The 19,939-nt window shown below is 63.7% G+C and carries 19 protein-coding genes; 5 read left to right on the forward strand and 14 right to left on the reverse strand.

Translation table 11 applies throughout. The annotated features are described in order from the left end of the window. Positions 1 to 119: 119 nt before the first annotated feature. Positions 120 to 1,751, forward strand: coding sequence for an FAD-dependent oxidoreductase (locus FHW96_RS20685; protein WP_172342481.1), 1,632 nt, complete (start codon positions 120 to 122; stop codon positions 1,749 to 1,751). Between the two features lie 4 nt (positions 1,752 to 1,755). Here the strand turns inward: FHW96_RS20685 and FHW96_RS20690 are convergent, their stop codons facing one another. After that, complete coding sequence (locus tag FHW96_RS20690) at positions 1,756 to 2,523, reverse strand: glucose 1-dehydrogenase (protein WP_172342482.1); 768 nt, start codon at positions 2,521 to 2,523, stop codon at positions 1,756 to 1,758. 145 nt (positions 2,524 to 2,668) lie between these two features. Between FHW96_RS20690 and FHW96_RS20695 the strand changes: the two genes are divergently transcribed. Next, positions 2,669 to 3,538, forward strand: a complete 870-nt coding sequence (locus FHW96_RS20695; protein WP_172342483.1) for a 3-hydroxyacyl-CoA dehydrogenase NAD-binding domain-containing protein — start codon at positions 2,669 to 2,671, stop codon at positions 3,536 to 3,538. On the opposite strand, the gene FHW96_RS20700 is transcribed toward FHW96_RS20695, so the two are convergent. From FHW96_RS20700 to FHW96_RS20750, 11 genes are all read right to left on the reverse strand, one after another. Further along, positions 3,505 to 4,734: a cytochrome P450 gene (locus FHW96_RS20700; protein ID WP_172342484.1), complete on the reverse strand. Its 1,230-nt coding sequence runs from the start codon at positions 4,732 to 4,734 to the stop codon at positions 3,505 to 3,507. The two genes, FHW96_RS20695 and FHW96_RS20700, sit on opposite strands and share 34 nt — an antisense overlap. A gap of 12 nt (positions 4,735 to 4,746) precedes the next feature. After that, positions 4,747 to 5,802 (reverse strand): phosphotransferase family protein, encoded by a 1,056-nt coding sequence (locus FHW96_RS20705; protein ID WP_172342485.1) that lies wholly within the window; start codon positions 5,800 to 5,802, stop codon positions 4,747 to 4,749. Then, positions 5,792 to 6,976 (reverse strand): acyl-CoA dehydrogenase, encoded by a 1,185-nt coding sequence (locus tag FHW96_RS20710; RefSeq protein WP_172342532.1) that lies wholly within the window; start codon positions 6,974 to 6,976, stop codon positions 5,792 to 5,794. The genes FHW96_RS20705 and FHW96_RS20710 overlap by 11 nt, the downstream gene beginning before the upstream one ends. A gap of 4 nt (positions 6,977 to 6,980) precedes the next feature. Then, positions 6,981 to 7,517: a VOC family protein gene (locus FHW96_RS20715; protein ID WP_172342486.1), complete on the reverse strand. Its 537-nt coding sequence runs from the start codon at positions 7,515 to 7,517 to the stop codon at positions 6,981 to 6,983. A gap of 13 nt (positions 7,518 to 7,530) precedes the next feature. Next, positions 7,531 to 8,940, reverse strand: coding sequence for a 2-oxo acid dehydrogenase subunit E2 (locus FHW96_RS20720; RefSeq protein WP_172342533.1), 1,410 nt, complete (start codon positions 8,938 to 8,940; stop codon positions 7,531 to 7,533). Between the two features lie 10 nt (positions 8,941 to 8,950). Next, entirely contained in the window at positions 8,951 to 9,964 is a 1,014-nt protein-coding gene (locus FHW96_RS20725; RefSeq protein ID WP_172342487.1) for an alpha-ketoacid dehydrogenase subunit beta, read from the reverse strand. Positions 9,965 to 9,980: 16 nt separating this feature from the next. Beyond that, positions 9,981 to 10,964, reverse strand: a complete 984-nt coding sequence (locus FHW96_RS20730) for a thiamine pyrophosphate-dependent dehydrogenase E1 component subunit alpha (protein WP_172342488.1) — start codon at positions 10,962 to 10,964, stop codon at positions 9,981 to 9,983. A 37-nt stretch (positions 10,965 to 11,001) separates the two neighbouring features. After that, positions 11,002 to 12,210, reverse strand: a complete 1,209-nt coding sequence (locus tag FHW96_RS20735) for an acyl-CoA dehydrogenase family protein (RefSeq protein ID WP_172342489.1) — start codon at positions 12,208 to 12,210, stop codon at positions 11,002 to 11,004. A gap of 9 nt (positions 12,211 to 12,219) precedes the next feature. Continuing rightward, positions 12,220 to 13,377 (reverse strand): thiolase family protein, encoded by a 1,158-nt coding sequence (locus FHW96_RS20740; RefSeq protein ID WP_172342490.1) that lies wholly within the window; start codon positions 13,375 to 13,377, stop codon positions 12,220 to 12,222. After that, a complete protein-coding gene (locus FHW96_RS20745; RefSeq protein ID WP_172342491.1) occupies positions 13,374 to 13,742 on the reverse strand; it encodes a Zn-ribbon domain-containing OB-fold protein in 369 nt (122 codons plus the stop codon). The genes FHW96_RS20740 and FHW96_RS20745 overlap by 4 nt, the downstream gene beginning before the upstream one ends. Before the next feature lie 219 nt (positions 13,743 to 13,961). Further along, entirely contained in the window at positions 13,962 to 14,732 is a 771-nt protein-coding gene (locus FHW96_RS20750; protein ID WP_172342534.1) for a LuxR C-terminal-related transcriptional regulator, read from the reverse strand. Between the two features lie 115 nt (positions 14,733 to 14,847). On the opposite strand from FHW96_RS20750, the gene FHW96_RS20755 reads away from it, so the two are divergent. Continuing rightward, a complete protein-coding gene (locus FHW96_RS20755) occupies positions 14,848 to 15,918 on the forward strand; it encodes an acyl-CoA dehydrogenase family protein (protein ID WP_172342492.1) in 1,071 nt (356 codons plus the stop codon). 39 nt (positions 15,919 to 15,957) lie between these two features. Here FHW96_RS20755 and FHW96_RS20760 read toward each other — a convergent pair whose 3' ends face one another. Both FHW96_RS20760 and FHW96_RS20765 read right to left on the reverse strand, forming a co-directional pair. Continuing rightward, complete coding sequence (locus tag FHW96_RS20760; RefSeq protein ID WP_172342493.1) at positions 15,958 to 16,728, reverse strand: ThuA domain-containing protein; 771 nt, start codon at positions 16,726 to 16,728, stop codon at positions 15,958 to 15,960. After that, positions 16,725 to 18,176: an SRPBCC family protein gene (locus FHW96_RS20765; RefSeq protein WP_172342494.1), complete on the reverse strand. Its 1,452-nt coding sequence runs from the start codon at positions 18,174 to 18,176 to the stop codon at positions 16,725 to 16,727. The genes FHW96_RS20760 and FHW96_RS20765 overlap by 4 nt, the downstream gene beginning before the upstream one ends. Before the next feature lie 172 nt (positions 18,177 to 18,348). Here FHW96_RS20765 and FHW96_RS20770 point away from each other — a divergent pair, with 172 nt between their 5' ends. Then, the gene (locus FHW96_RS20770; RefSeq protein WP_172342495.1) at positions 18,349 to 19,128 is read left to right on the forward strand and encodes an SDR family oxidoreductase; all 780 of its coding nucleotides are present in this window, start codon (positions 18,349 to 18,351) and stop codon (positions 19,126 to 19,128) included. A 2-nt stretch (positions 19,129 to 19,130) separates the two neighbouring features. Beyond that, positions 19,131 to 19,934 (forward strand): SDR family NAD(P)-dependent oxidoreductase, encoded by an 804-nt coding sequence (locus FHW96_RS20775; protein WP_172342496.1) that lies wholly within the window; start codon positions 19,131 to 19,133, stop codon positions 19,932 to 19,934. The last annotated feature ends 5 nt before the right edge of the window (positions 19,935 to 19,939 follow it).

The following is a 19,939-nucleotide window of genomic DNA, read 5'->3' on the forward strand; positions in this document are numbered from 1 at the left end:
CACGCCGGTTGCGGATGGCGGCACCTGAGACTGTTGAGAGGTTCAGGCAGGCTCGGGCTTGGCTAACATCACCGTAAAGGTCAGGCAACAGACCTGCGCCTGATGCGGGAGATTTGGCTATGTCGGAGGCGGATTTTGATCTGATAGTGCTGGGTTCGGGCGCAGCGGGGCTGACGGCTGCGCTGACGGCGGCCGAGGAGGGGCTGCGCGTTCTCGTGGTGGAAAAGGGCGAGAAGATCGGCGGCACCAGCGCCTGGTCGGGCGGGCAGATCTGGATCCCCTGCAACCCCCATCAACAGGCCTATGGCAAGCAGGACAGCCGCGAAAAGGCACTGACCTATCTTGACAGCATGTCGAATGGATTGATCGATCCGGCGATGGCGGCGGCCTATATCGACGGCGGCATCACCATGGTGCAGTTCCTTGAGGAGAGCACGCCGGTCAAATTCAGCGTGGTGCCGGATTTCCCTGATTATCACCCCGAACGGCCCGGCGCGGCATCGCGCGGGGGGCGGACGCTGGAATGTCCGGTCTATCCCTATGGCGAATTGGGAGAATGGGCGGAAAGGGTTGAGAAATCGCCCTATTACTGGCCCCATGTCTATTTCACCGTGGGGGAAACTTCGCTGGCACAGGCGGTGCCCGATCCCTTGCCCATCGAAGAAGCGGAGCGTCGCGCGGCCAATGATGAGCGCGGACTGGGGCATTCGCTGGTGGGCCGGTTGTTGCGCGGGTGTCTCGACCGGGGGGTGGAATTCCTGCTGGGCGTGGGGGGCAAGGATCTGGTGCTGGATGAGGGGTGTGTCGCGGGCGTCGAGCTGGCCGATGGACAGGTGTTGCGGGCGCGCAATGTGATGCTGGCCACCGGCGGATTTGAGCACAATGAGGCGTTCAGGAAAGCCTTCCTGCGCGGGCCTTTGCAAAATGCGGTGTCGATCGACACCAACACCGGCGATGGTCAGAAGATGGCGATGCGTGCGGGCGCGATGATGGGATCGATGCGCGAGGCATGGTGGATGCCGATTGTCGAGGCCCCTCTCAACGCCAAGGGGATGATGCTGTTCACCGGCGAGCGGACATTGCCCGGCACGATCATGATCAATCGGGCGGGCAAGCGCTTTTGCAACGAAGCGGCCAATTACAATGCGTTTGGCAGCGCCTTTCACGAGATCGACCAGAAGAGCAGCACCTATCGCAACCTGCCTTGCTGGTGCGTGTTCAATCAGGCGTTTTACGACAAATGGGGCTTTCTGGACGCGCAATTGATCGGCACCGGTGATAGCCATCGCAAGGAGCCTGCCGATTGGATCATGCGCGGGCAGACGCTGGGCGAACTGGCCGACAGGCTGGGCGTGCCGGGCGATGCGCTGGAGGCCACGGTCGCGCGCTGGAACGCGATGGTGGACAAAGGCGCTGACGAGGATTTCGGCCGCGGTGAGAGCTATTACGACCTCTATTGGGGCGATCCGGCGCATAAGGGGCGCAAAGAGGCCACACTGGGCCGGATCGATGGCGGGCCTTACTATGCCGCCGAGGTCAAAAGCGGCGCATTGGGCACCAAGGGCGGGGCGCAGGCCGATACGCTGGGCCGGGTGCTGGATCTCGATATGCAACCCATCCCCGGACTTTATGCCGCCGGCAATGCTATGGCCAGCATGATGGGCATGACCTATGGCGGGGGCGGGGGCACGCTGGGGCCGGGGATGGTGTTTGCCTATCTGGCGGGGCGGCACATGCGCACGCGCAATTGACGGTTCACCGTGTCAGATAGCCCGCCTCGACCCCCAGCGCGTGGCCGGTGACATAGCTGGCCGCATCCGAACATAGCCACGCGCTCGCCTCGGCCACTTCCTCAGGGCGGCCAAAGCGGCCAAACAGGCTGAGCGCAGGGGCGAAATCGGCCTCGGTATAGCCGGTGTCAGCCAGCGACTGGCGCAGCATCGGCGTGTCGATGGCGCCGGGCATCACCGCATTCACGCGGATGCCTTTTGGCGCATATTCGACGCTGCCGGTCTTGGTCAGGCCGATTACGCCATGTTTGGCCGCGACATAGGCCGAATTGCCCGGCAGCGGGCGCACCGAACTGACCGAGGCGATATTGACGATGGCGCCCGCGCCGCCCTGCGCCAGCATCTGGCGGATCTCGTATTTCATGCAAAGCATCACCGAGCGCAGATTGACCCGGATCACCCGGTCCCACACCTCCATATCGGCATCGGCAATCGGCAACAGATCGGGCGCGATGGCCGCATTGTTGACCGCGCAATCAAGGCGGCCAAAAGTGGCGACACAGGCCGCGATCATCTCGGCCACCTGCGCTTCTTCGGCCACATCGCAGAGTTGCGCCGCCGCCGTCCCGCCCGCATCGAGAATGGATTGCACGGTTTCGCGCGCCGCCTCCATATTGCGGTCGGCCACCATCACGCGCGCGCCATATCCGGCCATGACCCGCGCGGTGGCCGCCCCCATGCCCATGCCGCCGCCCGTGACCAAGGCCACCTTGCCATCCAGCCTGTTTCGCATTGCCCTTCTCCCGTTTGCCATCTGTGCGGCCGGGGCAATTCTGGCATGGCGGGGCGCGCTTGCCCCCTATCCTTTGAGGCAGTGTTGCAGGTCGCATGCGCGCCTTACCTCTGGTGCAACACATGGCCATGAAAGGTTGAGAAGCATGCAGATTGTTGGCGTGATCGGCGCGGGCCAGATGGGCGTGGGCATTGCCCAGACCGCCGCCCAGACCGGGCACAAGGTGCTCTTGTCCGATGTCAGCCTGACGCGGGCCGAGCAGGGCAAGGCGGGGATCGGCAAAGCGCTGGTCCGATTGGTGGCCAAGGAGAAGATGAGCGAGGGGCAGGCGGGCGAGGTTCTGGACGCGATCACGCCGGTCGCCGATATCGCCCCCATGGCGCAGGCCGACATCATCATCGAGGCCGCGACCGAGCGCGAGGACATCAAGCTCAAAATCTTTGAAAGCACGGCTTCGGTCCTGGGTGCTGACGCGGTGCTGGCCACGAACACCAGTTCGCTCTCGATCACCCGCATGTCGCGCAGCGCGCCCGATCAGGGGCGTTTCATCGGCATACACTTTTTCAATCCGGTGCCGGTGATGCCGCTGGTCGAGGTCATTCCCGGCCTTGCCACGCGGCCTGATATCACCGCGCGCACCCGTGCCTTTGGTGAAAAACTGGGCAAGACCGTGGTGCTGGCGCAGGATGATCCCGGCTTTGTCGTCAACCGGATCTTTGTACCCTTTATCAACGAGGCGATCTTTGTGCTGGGCAATGGCACAGGCAGCATTGCCGACATCGACGCCGGGGTGAAGCTGGGACTGGCTCATCCGATGGGGCCGCTTGAGCTGGCTGATTTCATCGGGCTGGATACGCTGTATGAGATCATGATGGTGTACTTGCGCACCACCGGCGACAGCAAATATCGCCCTGCGCCCCTGCTGCAAAAATATGTCGAGGCGGGCTGGTATGGCCGCAAGACGGGGCGGGGCTTTTACGATTATGCGGGCGAGAAGCCCGTTCCCACGCGCTGATCCCAGATCAGGGGAAGGCTGGTCAATGTGCCGACATTGCCGGCCTTCATCGTGACCGGCTTCTCCGGGTCGATGGCAAATTCGGGCAGGGCGCCCAGCCATTCCTGAAGAAACACGATCATTTCCATCCGTGCCAGCCCCGCGCCGACACAGCGATGCGCGCCCACGCCAAAGGTGGTGTGGTGGATGGGGTTGAGGCCGCGATCAAACCTTGCCTCCTCCGGCTGGTCGAAACAGGTCGGGTCCAGATTGTGCAGCATGCTGGGCAGATAGACGATATCGCCCGCCTTGATGGTGACGCCGTTGACGTCAATATCCGCCACCGCATTGCGCGACACCGAGGCGGAGGGATAGCGTCGCATCAATTCATCCGCCGCCGCCGGGATCAGGTCGGGCCGGGCGCGGAGCAGGCGCTGATCCTCTGGATAGCGGGCAAGATGCATCGCCACCATGCCCACCATCGCCGCCACCGTGTCCAGCCCTGCAAACAGCACATTGCGCGCCATGCGCAGCGCCTCGTCCAGCGTCCATGCGCGGCCCTGCACCGGTTCGGCCAGAATGCGGCTGAGCAGATCATCACCCGGCGCGGCCAGCCTTTGCCGGACATGGGCGCGCAGATAATCATCCACCGCATCGCGCAATTCGACCACGCTCATCGTGCCATCGGGCCGCGTCAATTGCGCGCCCAGCGGGCGCAGCTTTTCGCGATCCTCGACCGGCACGCCCAGCATCGAGAGGAAGATATGGACCGGAAAGATCTCGGCAAAATCGGGCATGAAATCGCAAGTCCCGCGCGGCATCACGCCCGCGATCAATTCGCGAGCCAGCGCGCGCACCGCGGGTTCCAGCGCGGCAATATGGCGCCCGGCAAAGCCCTTCATGATGGGATTGCGAAACGCCTTATGCTCGGCCCCGTCATTTTGCAGCGGGATCAGTTGCATCACCTCGCCAAGACCCGGCACCACGGCCAGAACCTGGCTCGACAGGTTTTGCGCATCCGCCCAGAGGCGGCGGATCACCGCGCCATCCGTGGCGATCCAGTGCCCGCCAAAGGCCGTGGTCCACACCAGACCCAGCCCGCCGGGGCGGCGCAGCGCCTGCCATGCCGCGATATAGTCCGCCTCGGCGCCGGGCGGGTCAAAGATGTTGAAATCAACGACGAGATCGGCGGGGACATGAGCAGGCAGCGCGGCCATGGCGGAAGCTTTCTAGATGAAGGAATGGGCGAGGCGGGCCAGCCTTGGAAAGGCCTGCGCCCTTTGCGCGGCCTGGGCATTGCTGGCATTGCCGCGCAGGACGCGACCCTTGATGCCATGGAAAATCGCGGCCAGACGAAAGTAGTTGAAGGCCAGATAGAAGTTCCAATGGTCGATGCTGCCGCGCCCCGTCCGCCGGCAATAGGCGGCGATGTAATCCTCAAGCGAGGGCAATCCCAGCGCAACCGGATCGGCCCCGCCCAGCCCCGCGACAATATCGGGCGGCATCGAATAGACCATCGCATGATAGGCAAAATCGGCCAGCGGATGGCCCAGCGTCGACAGCTCCCAATCCAGCACCGCCAGAATGCGCGGCTGAGTGGGGTGAAAGATGGCATTGTCGATGCGGAAATCGCCGTGGACGATGCTGGTCTCATCGCCGTCGGGAATGGCGCCGGGCAACCATGCCACCATTGCGTCCATCATCGGATCCCGCCCGGCCAGTTCATCGGCCAGATATTGCTCGCTCCACCGCTTGATCTGGCGGGCGAAATAATTGCCGGGGCGCCCGTAATTCTCCAGCCCCGCCGCGCCATAATCCACCCTGTGCAAGGCGGCGATCACGCGGTTGGTTTCATCATAACAGGCCGCCCGTTCGCCCATCGGCAGGGCGCTAAGACTGGCGTCCCAGAACACGCGGCCCTCGACCATATCCATGATATAGAAGGGGCTGCCGATGATGCCGTCATCCTCGCACACGGCATGGATGCGGGCGACGGGGACATCGCTGCCCGCCAGCGCCTGCTGCACCCGCGCCTCGCGCAGCACATCATGCGCGCCCTTCAGCACCGGCCCCGCAGGCTTGCGCCGCAGCACATAGCGACCCGCGGGCGTGGTCAACCGATAGGTCGGGTTCGATTGCCCGCCCTTGAATTGCTCTACCGTCAGCGGCCCGCGCCAACCGTCCATATGGGCGCTCAGCCAGCTTTCCAGCGCGCCCACGTTGAAGACCGTCCGCATCGCGCCCACCCCGCTGTTGGCGGCGGTGATGTCTGTTTCACCCGCCATGGGCGTGTTTCCAGTCGCGCTTGATCTTTTTGGCAAGGCTCCATTTATGGACCTCGGTGGGGCCGTCATAGATGCGAAAGGCGCGCACCTCGCGAAAGACCTGTTCGACGATGGTGCGGTCGGTCACGCCCGTCCCGCCCATCACCTGAACACAGCGGTCGGCAATCCGCATCAGGGCCTCGGACACCGCGACTTTGGCCATGCTGCTCTCCACCGTGCCAAGGCTGCCCGTGTCCAGCACGCCCGCGCACCAATCGATCATCAATTCGACCTGTTTGATGTCGATCATGTTTTCGGCCAGCATAAAGCCCACGCCCTCGTGGTCGATCAATTGTTTGCCAAAGGCCATGCGACGGTTGGCATAATCGCCGGCGATTTCATGCGCGCGGATACAGCCGCCCAGCCAGCGCATGCAATGCGAGAGCCGGGCAGGGGACAGGCGGACCTGCGCATATTTGAACCCATCGCCCGCATGGCCCAGCAATTGGTCAGTGGGCACGCGCAGATTGTCGATGGTGACATCGGCGTGGCTGCCGGGCATGGAGGTGTCGATGGTGTTGGGCACATCATCAATACGGATCGCCGGATCGGGCAGATCGACAAGGAACATGCAGGCCCCGCCCTTGCTGTCCTCCTCCTCGGATTTGGCCATGACGATGCCGACGCTGGCTCCCTGCGCCCCGGTGATGAAGCGCTTCTTGCCGTTGATGACCCAGTGGTTGCCATCGCGCCGACAGGTGGTGATCATCATCGACGGGTCCGAACCCGCCCCGCCCAGCTCCGCCGGTTCGGTCATGAAAAAGGCCGACCGCGCCCGCCCCTCGACCAGAGGTTTCAGGAAGCGTTCCTTCAACTCTGCGCTGGCGACATGGCCGATCAGATACATGTTGCCCTCATCAGGCGCCATCGTGTTGCAGGCCAATGGACCCAGCGGGGACAGGCCCGAGGCGATCAGCACCACCGCCGTCTCGCGCTGGGTCAGATGCGTGCCGTCGGGCAGGATATGCGGCGTCAGCACCCCGGCGGCGCGGGCCAGATCGCGCATTTCATAGACCAGTTCGTCGAGCGGCGCGCCATGATGGTCGCGGCGCGGATCGGCCTCATAGGGGATGATCCTTGTGCGGACGAAATCCTCCACCCTCTCGGCCATGGCGGCGGCGCGCTGTGTCACCATCGCCTCAGCCCAGCCTGCGCAGGGGTTCGCTGCCATCCCAATCGCGGGCAGCCTCGCGCATCATCGCGAACAGCTCTGCGCCGCCCTCCATCAATTTGACGTACTCGATGACATTGCCCGGCCCGCCGCCCGCATCGGCATAGATGACCGCGCCGCTTTCCCCCACCTTGCCCTCGATCAGGATCGTCGCGCCCGCCTCTTTCAGCGCCGCGCGCGCGGCATCAATGTCATCTACCGCGACGCAGACATGGTGCAGCCGGTCCTTGACCGCGTATTCGCCGGTGTAGATCGAGGGCGCATCATCTTCCGCCCGGATCAGCTCGATCTGCATATCGCCCCAATAGCCCCATGCCGCTGAGATCACCGCATCGCTGGGCTGGCCCAGATAGGTCATGTCGGCGATCTGGATATTCTCCATGATGAAGAAGGGACCAGCCCCCACAACTTCGGTCCAATGGCGAATGGCGGCGTCGAAATCGGATGGCAGATAGGCCATCTGAAAGATCGGGCCGATGTCGGTAAGCGGGCCGCGCTTGGCCATGGTGATGATCCTTTCAGGCAAACAGGGCTTCAGGCGCTTCGATCAGCCCCTTGAGCGTGGAGAAGAATTGGGCCGCTGCCGCGCCGTCAATCGCGCGGTGATCGACCGAGAGGGTCAGCGCGAGGCGGGTTTCAAAGCCCACGCTGCCATCGGGTTTTTCATAGGGCGCCCGCGCCGCCGCGCCCACAGCCAGAATGGCGGCCTGGGGCGGATTGATGATCGCGGCAAATTCCTCCACCCCGAACATGCCAAGGTTCGAGATCGAGAAAGTCCCGCCCTCCATATCGCCAAGCGAGAGCCGCCCGGCCTTGGCCTTGTCGATCAGCCCGCTTGTGGCTTGCGCGATCTGGGCGATGGTCTGGCGGTTGGCCAGCCGGACGATGGGGGTGACAAGGCCGTTGGGGCTGGCCACCGCAATGGCGATGTCGGCATGGGCAAAGCGATGGATGGTTTGCCCATGGACCTGCACATTGACCTCGGGATGCTGCGCCAGCGCAAGGGCGGCGGCGCGCACCAGATAATCGTTGATCGAGGCCTTGGCCCCCAGCACCAGATTGGCAGTCTTGCGCAGGGCCAGCAGTTCATCGAGCCGCGCGCTGGAGCGCAGATAGAAATGCGGGATCTCATGCTTGGCCTGTGTCAGCCGTTGGGCCACCACCTTGCGCATACGGTCGAAGGGGATGATCGCGGGCGGATTGGGCACAGCTACGAAGGCCGCACTCGGCGCCGGGGCCGGTTGTTGCACCAGCGCCAGCACATCGGCCTTGGAAATGCGCCCGCGTGGGCCTGTCCCGATGACGCCTGACAAGTCGATCCCATGCTGGGCGGCGATCCGGCGGGCCAAAGGCGAGGCAAAGGCTTTGCCATCCTCGGCGGCAACCGCCAGCGCGCCCGACAGCACCGGGTTTGCCGGAGCATTCAACGCCTGCTGCACATCCTGAAGCGTGATGCGGCCATTCCGGCCCGAACCTTCGATCGGTTCAATGTCCAGCCCGCTAGCCTCGGCCAGTTTCAGCGCTTCGGGGCTGATGGCGCGGTTGGTCTGAATGGGGCGCGGGGCCGGGGTCGAGGTGGTGGCCGGGGCGGGATTATCCTGCGCCGTCGCGCCCGGATTGACCGGGGCATTGGCGGGGCGGAATGCGGCGATGAAGGCGTCGATCTCCTCCGCGTTCGTCCCGGCCTGCGCCGTTACCGCCAGCAGCGTTCCCACCACCTGCGCCTCGCTCCCGGCGGGCACCAGCACGCGGGCCAGCACGGCGTCATATTCGGCCTCGACCTCATTGGTGATCTTGGCGGTCTCGATCAGGCACAGCAATTGCCCCCTTGTGAATGCGTCACCCTCGGCCACTTTCCAGTCGGCCAGGGTGCCTTCGGTCATTTCGATGCCCCATTTGGGCATACAGAACGGGCGGATGTCCGGCATCATCCCCTCCTTATCGCCATGCCAGCACGCGGCGCACCGCCGCCTCGATCTTGTCGACCGAGGGCAGATAGGCGCTTTCCAATTCGCGGGCGAAGGGGATGGGCGTGTGCGGCGGGGTGACTTGCAGCGGCGGGGCCTTCAGGCTGGAAAAGGCCTTTTCGGCCACTAGCGCGCAAAGATCCGCGCCAAGGCCGCAGCGCGGCGGGGCCTCGTCCACCACCACCACGCGGCCCGTCACCTCCACGCTGTCAAGGATGGTCTCCTCATCCAGCGGGCTGGTGGTGCGCAGGTCGATGACATCGCAGCCGATCCCTTCGCCCGCCAGCTTGTCCGCCACCGCCTCGCACATGCCAAGCAAAAGGCCGGAGGAGATGATCGTCACATCGCCGCCCGCGCGCGACAGGCGCGCATGGCCAAAGGGGATCATGAAATCGCGGTCGTCGGGCACCTCGCCCGTGGTGGCGTAAAGCGCCTTGTGTTCGAGAAAGATCACCGGATCATCATCGCGGATCGCGGTGCGCAGCAGGCCCTTTACGTCGGCGGGCGTGGTCGGCATCACCACCTTCAACCCCGGCATGCCGGTCAGGATCTGATGCACCGACTGGCTGTGCTGGGCCGCGGCATTGTATCCTGCGCCGTAAGCCATGCGGATCACCGCCGGACAGCGCGTCTTGCCCCCGAACATATAGCGGAACTTGGCGATCTGGTTCCATATCTGGTCGAGGCTGACACCAATGAAGTCGGCAAACATCAGTTCGGCAATCGGCCTTTTGCCCGACAGCGCCAGCCCCGCCGCCGCGCCGACAATGGCGCTTTCCGAAATCGGCGTGTCTATCACGCGGTTTGCCCCGAAACGATCATACAGGCCGGTCGAGGTCGACCAGATGCCGCCAATCGCTTCCGGCCCGCCCTCGGTGCCCATGCCGCCCACCACATCTTCGCCCAGCACCACCACATTGGGGTCGCGCTCCATCTCCTCCATGATGGTGGAGAGAACAGCGGCGCGGTACATCATATTGCTCATCAATTTTCTCCCGCGCTTAATAGGCGATATAGACGTCGGCCAGAACGTCTTCGGCGGTAGGCCGGTCGGCGGCGCGGGCGGCGGCAACGGCGCCCTCGATGGCGCCCATCACATCGGCGTCCACCGCGTCCAGATCGGCATCGGCCAACAGGCCGGCACCCGTTACCGAGGCGCGGAATTTGGTCAGGCAATCGCGTGTGGCGCGGATGCGGTCGAGTTCGCCCGGCCCGCGATAGCGTTGGGGGTCGCCTTCAAAATGGCCAAAGAAGCGTTCGGTGTCGAATTCCACCGCCGCCGGGCCGTTGCCTGCGCGCACGTAATCCAGCACCTCGCGCATCGCGGTGTGGACGGCGAAGAAATCGGTGCCATCGGCGCGCCATGCCTTCATGCCGAAGGCCTCGGCGCGACTGGCGATGTCCTGATTGGTGCCCACCGCATAGGATACGCCGGTGTGTTCGGAATAATGGTTGTTTTCGAACACAAAGATGCAGGGCGCCTTGGTCACGGCGGCAAGGTTCATCGCCTCAAACGTCGTGCCCTGATTGCAGGCGCCGTCGCCGGAAAAGGCGATGGCGACTCTGAGCCCGTCCGGCCCCGGCCCATCAACCCGCGATGCCAGCGCCGCGCCCACCGCAATCGGCGCGCCCGCCCCAACGATGCCATTGGCTCCCAGCATGCCCTTGGTCACATCGGCAATATGCATCGACCCGCCCTTGCCCTTGCACAGGCCCTCGCGGCTGCCCCAGATTTCCTTCATCATATCATTCACATCGCAACCTTTGGCCAGACAATGGCCATGGCCGCGATGGGTCGAGACGATCTTGTCGGCAGGGGAAAGGTGTTCGCACACGCCCACCGCCACTGCCTCCTGACCGCAGTAGAGATGGGTGAAACCGGCAATCTCGCCGGTCTGGATTTCGACATGCAGCCGCTCTTCAAATTCGCGGATGATCTTCATCTGGCGATAGGCGGCCAGCAGGGCTTCTCGGCTCAATTGCATTTCCGGCTCCCGGCGTTTTGTTATCTTGTTGAACAGGCTAGAGGTTCAGCACCGTCTTGGCGATGATGCTGGCCTGAACCTCGTTGGTCCCGCCAAAAATGGTCCATGCCCGACTGTTGAGATAGCGGGCGGCGGCAACCTGCGTCTGGCGGCTGTGAACGGGGGGCGGGGCATCGGCGCCATAGAGCGGGCGGCGCATGTCCAGCTCCAGCCCGGCAAGGCCCAGCAGATCCATCGCCATCAGGTCGATTTCCTGCCGCAGGTTGGAGGCGAGCAGCTTGACCAGCGAGGTTTGCGGCCCCGGCGCCCGACCCTGCGCGATTTCGGAGAGGATCTTGAGCTCGATCATCTCCAGCGATTCCACCCCCAGCCGCGCCCGCGCCGCGCGCCGCCGCCAATCGGCATTGCCCGCCATCACGCCGCCCGCGCCATCGGGCTGATCGGCCGCATCGGCGCAGATCCGGCGCAGGTCATAGGCCAGTTTGGGCGCATGGCACGAACCGCCGCGTTCATTTTCCAGCAGAAATTTGGCCAGTTTCCACCCATCGCCTTCCGCGCCGACAAGGTCGGTGACGGGCACGATGACATCCTCCAGAAAGACCTGATTGACCTCATGATCGCCCGCCAAAGTCAGGATCGGGCGCACCGAAATCCCCGGCTGGTTCATATCCACCAGAAGGAAGGAAATGCCGGTGCTTTTGTGCCCGCTCGCATCGGTGCGGGCCAGACAGAACATCCGGTTGGCCCAATGGGCATGGGTGGTCCAGATTTTCGAGCCGTTGAGGATGTATCGGTCGCCATCCCTGACCGCCCGGCATTGCAGGCTGGCCAGATCCGATCCGCTGGCGGGTTCTGAAAAGCCCTGACACCAATAATCCTCGCCCGACAGGATGCGGGGCAGGTAATGGGCCTTCTGCTGCGCCGTGCCAAAGGTGTAGATGACCGGCGCCACCAGTTTGAGCCCCAGCACGGTCAGATTGGGGGCGCCCGCCTCGGCGCATTCCTTTTCAAAGAGATAGCGCTGCACCGGGGTCCAGCCTGTGCCGCCATATTCCTTGGGCCATTGATAGGCCAGCCAGCCTTGTTCGTTGAGGATCGCGTTCCATGCCTGACCGATGTCGGGTTCGACAAAGACCGAAGGCGTGGCTGCCGCGCCCTCGCGGATTGCAGGCGTCAGATGCGTGGCCAGAAAGGCGCGGACCTCTTCGCGAAAGCGGAGTTCTTCAGGGGAGAGTTCTAGGTTCATGGCCCCAATCTACGTGTGCAAAATGGTGACGGCGGAAACGCCGGGGGCGCCATAGACATGGCTATAGGCGGTGCGGGGCGTGCCGGGGATTTGTCGTCCGCCGCCCGCCCCGCGCAACTGGACGACATTTTCATAGACCTGCCGCAGGCCCGAGGCGCCGATCGGTTCGCCGCAGGCAAGGCAGCCGCCATCGGTGTTGACCGGCAGCGTGCCGCCGATGCGGGTGCGCCCTTCGGCAATCCATTGTTCCTGATCGCCATCGGCGCAAAAGCCGTTTTCGGCCATATGCATGATCTCGGCGCCCGCCTCGGTGTCCTGCAATTGGGCCACATAGATTTCGTCCGGCCCGATGCCCGCCTTATCAAACGCCGCGGCAGAGGCGAGGCGGGTGGCGGTGTTGACCCCGCCGCCGATTTCGATGCTGGGGGCAAAGACCTCGAAGCTGCCCGGAGGGCGCGTGCGCATCGTGGCTGCGGCCAGATGGATCGGACGGATGCCCAGTTCCCGCGCCTTCTTCTCGCTGGCCAGCAGCAGCGCCACCCCGCCTTCGCCGGGCGAACAGAACATATATTTGGTGAAAGGGTCCGAGACCATCGGCGCATCGAGGATCGTGTCGAGCGCCACCTCCTCGCGCCGCCATGCATGGGGGGCATGCACCCCATTGGCAAAGGCCTTTTGCGCCACCAGCCCCAGCGTGCGTCGGCTGATGCCATGCAGATGCATGTAACGCATGATCTTGGCCGCGAAGAATTGCGTCGTCACCATATAGCCCGCCGCGCCATACCATTCGGGCAGGTTATATTCGGCAGGCATCGCGTTGAACGCCCCGCGCGGATGCTTGTCAAAGCCCACCGCCAGCCCAAGTTCGAATTCGCCGGAGCGGATGGCCATTTGCGCGGAAAACAGCGCCGATCCGCCGGTGGCGCAGCCGTTTTTTACATTGATGAATTGCACGCCCGTCAGGCCAAGGCGATCAACCATCGTGTCGGGATTGCCCGCCGCATCCGACCCGCCATAGGCGAATTGGACATCGCCCCAGGTCACGCCCGCATCGGCCAGCGCGGCGCGCACGGCATAGGCGCCCTGATCCAGCCCCGACAGGCCATCGGTGCGGCCAAAGGGGTGAATGCCGATGCCGATGATGCAGACATTGGTGGCCGCGCTCATTGGGCATCCTCCGCCACCGGGCGAAAGGCGGGCAACCAGACGGGCGCCGACGCGGCGGGATCGAGCGCCACCTTGGTCAGTTCCAGCGCCATGCCGATGCTGATGGCATCAAATTCGACCTCGACCAGCCGCGCCTCGACAATCACCGCGCCGGGCAATTCGACATAGGCCAGCGCCCAAGGCTCAAACATCTCCGGCCCGGCATAGGGCGGCGATTTGGGACGGAACCGCTGCACCGTATAGGACCAGAGCGTCCCGCGCGAAGGCAGCGCCACCGCATCAAACCCGTCGCCGGGATGAGGAAACGTGATCCGCCCGCTCTGCCGATGGCGTCCTCCCATCAGATGCAGCGGGGCATCCGGCATAAACAGGGCTGCATCGGCTGACAGGGTGGCTCTCCTCTTGGTTCCCGTGATTCCTTATGGCTTGATAAAGCGCGCCGATGCGGCCGCTGGCGACTCTTCAAAACGCTAGGCTGGTACAGTTTACAGGCCCGATGGCCGGCTTGGGTGCGTACGCAAACGCGTTTGTCCCCACGACCGCTGCGGCGTGGGGCGCAAAACTTGGCCATATGGGGGCGGCCATTACTTGTGCAGCGAAATATAGCCCAATTGCGCGGCCTTAAAGACCGTCTGGCTGCGATTGACCGCGTCCAGCTTGATCGAGGCATTGTGGATATGAAACCGCACGGTGGCACGGCTGCGGCCGATAATCATGCTGATTTCCAGATCGGTCTTGCCGATCGCGGCCCAGCGCAGGCATTCCACCTCGCGCTTGGACAGGCGTGAGGTGGCGGGCAAAGCCTGCGCCAGACCCATCGTGTTGACATAGCTGGCGATGAAGGTCCGGCCCAGCAGGCCAAATATATCGCCAAAGCGCTCGAACATATCAGCAAGATCGGTGATCGACTGGTCGAGCGGGTTGAACGAAACCGCGCCGATCTGGCCAAAGGGCAGGTGCACCGGCACGACAATCGCGGCCTTGGTCATCGCGCGGGCTTCAAAATTGCTCAGATCAATGGCGCTCAGATAACGGTTGGCCTGCCTGGTGCGGAACCCTTTCTCGTTCAGCCAGAAAGGCTCGCTTTCAAAGCGGCAGGCCGAGGTGATCGGCGAATCCAGCGCGATGCGCGGATTGCGCCACCACGCCTTCTCGCTGGTCCAGCCGAACACATCGCGGGCCAGCACATTGCCCTCGGTATCCACCGGGGTGCGCTTGTCGGCAATGCTGTGTGCCGGGGCCACCTGCATGCCGCAACCAAGGGCGATGCGGTTGAGCGCCTCGGCGGCGGGGCGGATCTGGTCGGGCGATGCGATTCGCACGACATCAACCCATTCAAGACTTGGGGCATCCATCTCCAGTACCATTTCGCTTTGCCTTCTTATGTTCGGGCGTTGAGGCATCCTAGCCTTTTTCGCAGCGTTTTTGGCCTGACGGTAGTGCTAGATTATCGGCCAAGGGAGCAAAACTGTGAATTTCGATCTCAGCGAAGAAGAAACGATGCTTGAGGCTTTGGCCGACCGTTTTGCCGCGGAGCGCTATGACATCGAGCGGCGACGGACCTATCAGGCGCAAACCTATGGTTTCAGTCAGGAAAACTGGGACATGATGGGCGAATTCGGCCTGATGGCGGCGCCTGTCGCGCCCGAACATGGCGGGCTGGGATTGACCGCCGGGGCGATGGTCACGCTGTTCATGGCGCTGGGCCGGGGGTTGGTGGTCGAGCCTTTGTGCGAAAGCGTGCTGGTGGGCTCGCGCCTGTTGCTGGCGGGCGCGGACGAGTCGCTGGCGGCGCAATGGGCCGATGATCTTTGCAGCGGCCGCCGCCGCGTCGCGCTGGCCCATTGCGAGCGCGCCACGCGCGGCGTTGCGGCCATTGCCCAAGGCATGCGGATCAGCGGCGAAAAGCATTGCGTGCCCGCCGGCCTTGGGGCCGATGCCTATATCGTCAGCGCCGCAGGGGATCAGGGCGAGGCATTCTATCTGGTGCCTGCCGATGCGCCGGGTCTGTCGGTCACACCCTGGCGGATGATCGACGGCAGTCTGGCGGCCTTGCTGAGGTTAGACAATGTGGAGGCCAGCCATCAGCTTTCCGGCGGGCTGGGCTTGCTGGATGCGATCATGCCTCTGGCCGACCTTGCCCGCGCCGCCGAGGCGGTGGGCGTCATGCAGCGCATCTTTGATGAATCGCTGGAATATCTGCGCACTCGCAGCCAGTTCAACACCGCGCTGGGCCGGTTTCAGGCGATCCAGCACCGGATGGTGGCGCATTATGCCGCGCTGGAGCAGAGCAAGGCGCTCATCAATTCCGCGCTGGTGGCCGAAGGGCAGGAAGGGTTTGCCCAGGCCGTTCACGGCGCGCGGGCCTTTATCAGTCAGGTGTCTGTGGACCTTGGCCATGACATGATCCAGTTCCACGGCGGCATGGGTGTGACCGATGAGCTCTCGATCGGCCATGGGCATAAAAGGCTGGTGCTGCTCTCGCGCTGGCCCGAAGATCCGCTGGCCCAACTTGACCGCTATGCGCAGGAGGCGGCCTGAAGCAAAAACCCCGGTGAGGAGCGCTCACCGGGGTTTTTATTATGAGGCCAGCGGCTCTTTCAGCCAGCCCAGTCCCCGCCGAAGCAGGTCATAAAACACCGGCAGATCCCATGCGCAGCGATCCACGCTGGGCCACCAGTCGAGCATCGGCTGCAGATCGTAATGCCCCCGACAATGGCCCAGCGTCAGGTAAAGCACCGCGCCCCGGCCATGATCCTTGATATAGAACACCGGATGGCGCCCCGGCGCGCCATCGGCTTCGACAAAGCCGGTGCCCGGTTCGGTGCAGGCGGTGTCGAGCAGGACATGCAGATCGCCATGGGTTTCCAGGTGATACAGCTCGTCCGTGGTTTCGAACGGTTCCACCCCGGCCACCAGCCGATGTCCGGGATCGGCCACCTCGACACGGTAGGGCGCGATGGGCGGGTGGCTGATGAACTGGCTGCCCAACAGATCCATGAACAGCGGGGCCCAGCGCGGGGCGTCCCACAGACCCGCATTCGGCCCGTCGGAAAGCAGCCGCAGCACCGAATTGGTGCCATGCAGCGCATACCACCGCCCGCCCCGCTCCAGCCAGCCTTTGAGCGCCTCCTGCGCGGCAAGGGAAGGCGTAACGTCGCAGGTGTAGGTGATGATGATGTCGGCCGCGTTGATGGCCGCGATGTTTTCATAGTCCTCGAACACGCGGGTGCGGATGGCGGGGTCCTCGCCCAGCAGCTTGAGCAGTTCAAGCCGGGCAAAGTCCATATCGTGCCACACCCCGCCACAGATCAGCACACAATTGATCCGCCTTGGATGCTCCTCGCTCATGCGCCCGCCCCGTCGCTGCCCTCGGGAATGCCGAGATATTGGTCGAGCGTCTGCTGAAACTGGCGCAGGCGGATTTCCTGATAATTGCCCAGATTGACGATGCCGGTCTTCGAGGCATGCAGCCCTTCCTGCACATAGGGCAGGTTGTCCATGTCCTGTTCGAACACATCGCCCAGAATGCCCAGTTCGGGCGCTTCGGTCCATTTCTGGTCCAGCCGCAGGAATTTCATCGGCACGCCGCGCGGATGTTTCTCGCCCTTTTTCACGCGCATCAGGATACGGACCTCCATGATGCAGGTGTCGGGCGTTTTTCCGGGGCGCCAGCGATAGACGATATTGGGCATGAACCCGCCCCAGGGCGCGAAATTGGGAAACACATTATACACCAGCGCGTCGAGCAATTCGGCATCAGTGGCCTCGGAATGGTCATAGCCGGTCTGGGCGGTATAGGCGGCACGCATCTTGGCCCCCAGCGACTTGCGCGCGGTCATACCTTCGGGAACCGAGACATAATAGGGATCGCCGCCCGCGTCATAATTGTCGCCGCTGCGCCCGTTATATTTGACGAATTCATCCACGATCCACTGCTGGTCGTGGGCGCTGGGGTCCAGATGGGGCGACATGATGCCGAAAGGCACCAGATTGACGTTCACATGATCGCCCCATGTCCAATAGGCGCTGTTGCAATCGCCGGTGAAGGGCAGGAGCTGGGGGTGGGTGACGATGGTGTGCCATGCCTCCATAAAGGCTTCGGCGGTCACTTTCCAATTGGCGGGCACTTCCTTGCCTACCCACATGACGGTGGTGCATTCCTCATGCCGCCAGCGTTTGAAATGTTCGGGCAAGGGCGCCAGAAATTCCTCAAGGCTCTGCCCGCCCGGCTCCTCGCGCAGGAAGATATAGCCGCCCCATTGCCCGACCTCGACTGGAGGCAGCGACAGGTTGGCCTCCTCCAGATGCGCGAAGTCCCATTTGCAGGGCATGTGATTGAAACTGCCGTCCTTGTTCCAGGCAAAGCCGTGGAAGGGGCAGACGAAGCGGTCGGCATGGCCGTCTTCGGTCCGCAATTTGCGCCCGCGATGCAGACAGACATTGTGCATCGCGCGCACCGAGCCATCGTCCTGACGGCTGATGAGGAAGGACCGGCCCGCGTTTTCATAAACCACATAATCGCCCGCTTCGGGCAGGTCCTCCTCGCGCGCGGCAAATTGCCAGACGCGGGGCCACATGCGCTCGCGTTCCAATTGGGCGAAATGCTCGCTGGTATAGCGCGCGGCGGCCAGAGGCTTGCTGCCCCGGTTCTGATAGGAGGGCGTGGTCAGCACATCGGGCGCGGGGCGCGAATCCTGCGCCATCAGTTCCAGCCAGCTTATGCCCTCGGACACCGGCAGGCCGCAGCTTTCCGGGGTCGGTTTGATACGTGTGGTGGTGGGGTCGCTATCCGCCATGATCGAGTTGCCGTCCTGTCCTCTCGTGCCGGGTCGAGGGCGCCCGGCTGTTGTGCCGATCATGGTCTATTATGGTCGGCGGGGACAAGTCACCTTGCTGAAAGCATAGGTTTCGTTCGCACGGTAATCAGGCATGATGGGCCCAAGAGCATAAATCCTAGGAGAGCGATCAGTGGCCAGCAGGCTGGAAGGAAAAGTTGCGCTTGTGACGGGCGGCACCAGCGGGATCGGCGCAGGGGCGGTCAGGCGTCTGGCCGCAGAGGGTGCCAAAGTCGTGTTCACCGGATCGAAGGCGGATATTGGCGAGGCGCTGGCGGGCGAGGTCGGTGGGCTTTTCGTCAGCCACCGGGTCGAGGACGCCGCCGCATGGCCCGCGCTGATCGAGGCGGTGATGGGGGCCTATGGGCGGCTCGACATCGCTTTTGCCAATGCAGGCACCGAACAGGGCGATGCCAGCATCGAGGACGTTTCCATTGAGGGATGGAGCAGGCTGATCGGCATCAACCAGACCGGTGTGATGCTGACCGTGCAGCATGCGATCCGCGCGATGGCCAAAAATGAGGGTGCGACCGGGGCGATCATCATCAATTCCAGCATGAATGCCGCGCGGCCCCTTGGCAATTACGTCACCTATTCCACCACCAAGGCGGCGGTGGTGGCGCTGGCCAAATCGGCGGCGGTTTATTGCGGGCAGAAGAAATATCGCATCCGCGTCAATGCCATCCTGCCCGGCGTGGTGGAAACCGACCTCATTCGCAACATCATGGAAAGCATGCCCGATCCGGCCGCCGTGCGCGCGATCTATGAGGGCATGGCGCCGCTCAACCGCATGGCGCGGGTCGAGGAAGTGGCGGGCCTTGTGGCCTATCTGGCCAGCGATGAGGCCGCCTTTGTTTCGGGCGCGGAAATCACGATCGATGGCGCCACCACCGCCGGCATGATGGGAGTTTGACGATGGGTAAGCTGGATGGACGCGTGGCGCTGGTCACGGGCGGTCTGCGGGGCATAGGCCTTGCCATTGCGACGCGGTTTGTGGCCGAAGGGGCGCAGGTTCTGCTGGCCGATCTGGACGCGGATGGCAGCGAGGCGGTGGGCGCGGCCCTGGCCGGGCTGGGGGATCAGGCCGCCTATATCAGCGCCAATGTCACGGATGAGGCATCGTGGCATGCCATCGCCGAACATATGCGCAGCGCGTATGGCGCGGCGCATATTCTGGTCAACAATGCCGGGATAGACCTGACCGGTGCGGTTGAAAGCCTGAGCCTTGAGGCATGGCGGCGGATCATGGCGGTCAATGTCGACGGGGTGTTTTTGGGCACGCGGGCGCTGGTGCCGCTGATGGCGCAGAGCGGGGCCGATATTGCGGGCGGGGCCAGCATCATCAATGTCAGCTCGATCATGGGGATCGTCGGCTATTCCGAAGTTTCCGCCTATAATGCCAGCAAGGGCGCGGTGCGCCTGTTCACCAAGGGCATCGCCATCGAATTTGCCACCAAGCGCATGCCGATCCGCGCCAATTCGCTGCATCCCGGCTTTGTCAAAACGCCTTTGCTCAACGCCGGGTTTCAGCGCTGGGTGGACAAGGGTTTTGCCCAGAAGCCGGAAGATCTGGTGGCCGCGATGGAGGGGGCAACGCCGATCGGCCGTCTGGCCGAACCATCGGAACTGGCCGGACCCGCGGTGTTCCTGGCGAGCGAAGACGCCAGCTATGTCACCGGGGCCGAACTGGTGGTCGATGGCGGCTGGACCGCGCAATAGGGGAG

Source organism: Novosphingobium sp. SG751A, from assembly GCF_013149295.1.
In the GTDB taxonomy this organism is placed as follows: Bacteria; Pseudomonadota; Alphaproteobacteria; order Sphingomonadales; family Sphingomonadaceae; genus Novosphingobium.

Coding starts and splice junctions, on each gene's coding strand:
- FHW96_RS20685 (WP_172342481.1), top strand. CDS start 120: ATGTCGGAGGCGGATTTTGATCTGATAGTGCTGGGTTCGGGCGCAGCG.
- FHW96_RS20690 (WP_172342482.1), bottom strand. CDS start 2,523: ATGCGAAACAGGCTGGATGGCAAGGTGGCCTTGGTCACGGGCGGCGGC.
- FHW96_RS20695 (WP_172342483.1), top strand. CDS start 2,669: ATGCAGATTGTTGGCGTGATCGGCGCGGGCCAGATGGGCGTGGGCATT.
- FHW96_RS20700 (WP_172342484.1), bottom strand. CDS start 4,734: ATGGCCGCGCTGCCTGCTCATGTCCCCGCCGATCTCGTCGTTGATTTC.
- FHW96_RS20705 (WP_172342485.1), bottom strand. CDS start 5,802: ATGGCGGGTGAAACAGACATCACCGCCGCCAACAGCGGGGTGGGCGCG.
- FHW96_RS20710 (WP_172342532.1), bottom strand. CDS start 6,976: ATGGTGACACAGCGCGCCGCCGCCATGGCCGAGAGGGTGGAGGATTTC.
- FHW96_RS20715 (WP_172342486.1), bottom strand. CDS start 7,517: ATGGCCAAGCGCGGCCCGCTTACCGACATCGGCCCGATCTTTCAGATG.
- FHW96_RS20720 (WP_172342533.1), bottom strand. CDS start 8,940: ATGCCGGACATCCGCCCGTTCTGTATGCCCAAATGGGGCATCGAAATG.
- FHW96_RS20725 (WP_172342487.1), bottom strand. CDS start 9,964: ATGAGCAATATGATGTACCGCGCCGCTGTTCTCTCCACCATCATGGAG.
- FHW96_RS20730 (WP_172342488.1), bottom strand. CDS start 10,964: ATGCAATTGAGCCGAGAAGCCCTGCTGGCCGCCTATCGCCAGATGAAG.
- FHW96_RS20735 (WP_172342489.1), bottom strand. CDS start 12,210: ATGAACCTAGAACTCTCCCCTGAAGAACTCCGCTTTCGCGAAGAGGTC.
- FHW96_RS20740 (WP_172342490.1), bottom strand. CDS start 13,377: ATGAGCGCGGCCACCAATGTCTGCATCATCGGCATCGGCATTCACCCC.
- FHW96_RS20745 (WP_172342491.1), bottom strand. CDS start 13,742: ATGCCGGATGCCCCGCTGCATCTGATGGGAGGACGCCATCGGCAGAGC.
- FHW96_RS20750 (WP_172342534.1), bottom strand. CDS start 14,732: ATGGATGCCCCAAGTCTTGAATGGGTTGATGTCGTGCGAATCGCATCG.
- FHW96_RS20760 (WP_172342493.1), bottom strand. CDS start 16,728: ATGAGCGAGGAGCATCCAAGGCGGATCAATTGTGTGCTGATCTGTGGC.
- FHW96_RS20765 (WP_172342494.1), bottom strand. CDS start 18,176: ATGGCGGATAGCGACCCCACCACCACACGTATCAAACCGACCCCGGAA.
- FHW96_RS20775 (WP_172342496.1), top strand. CDS start 19,131: ATGGGTAAGCTGGATGGACGCGTGGCGCTGGTCACGGGCGGTCTGCGG.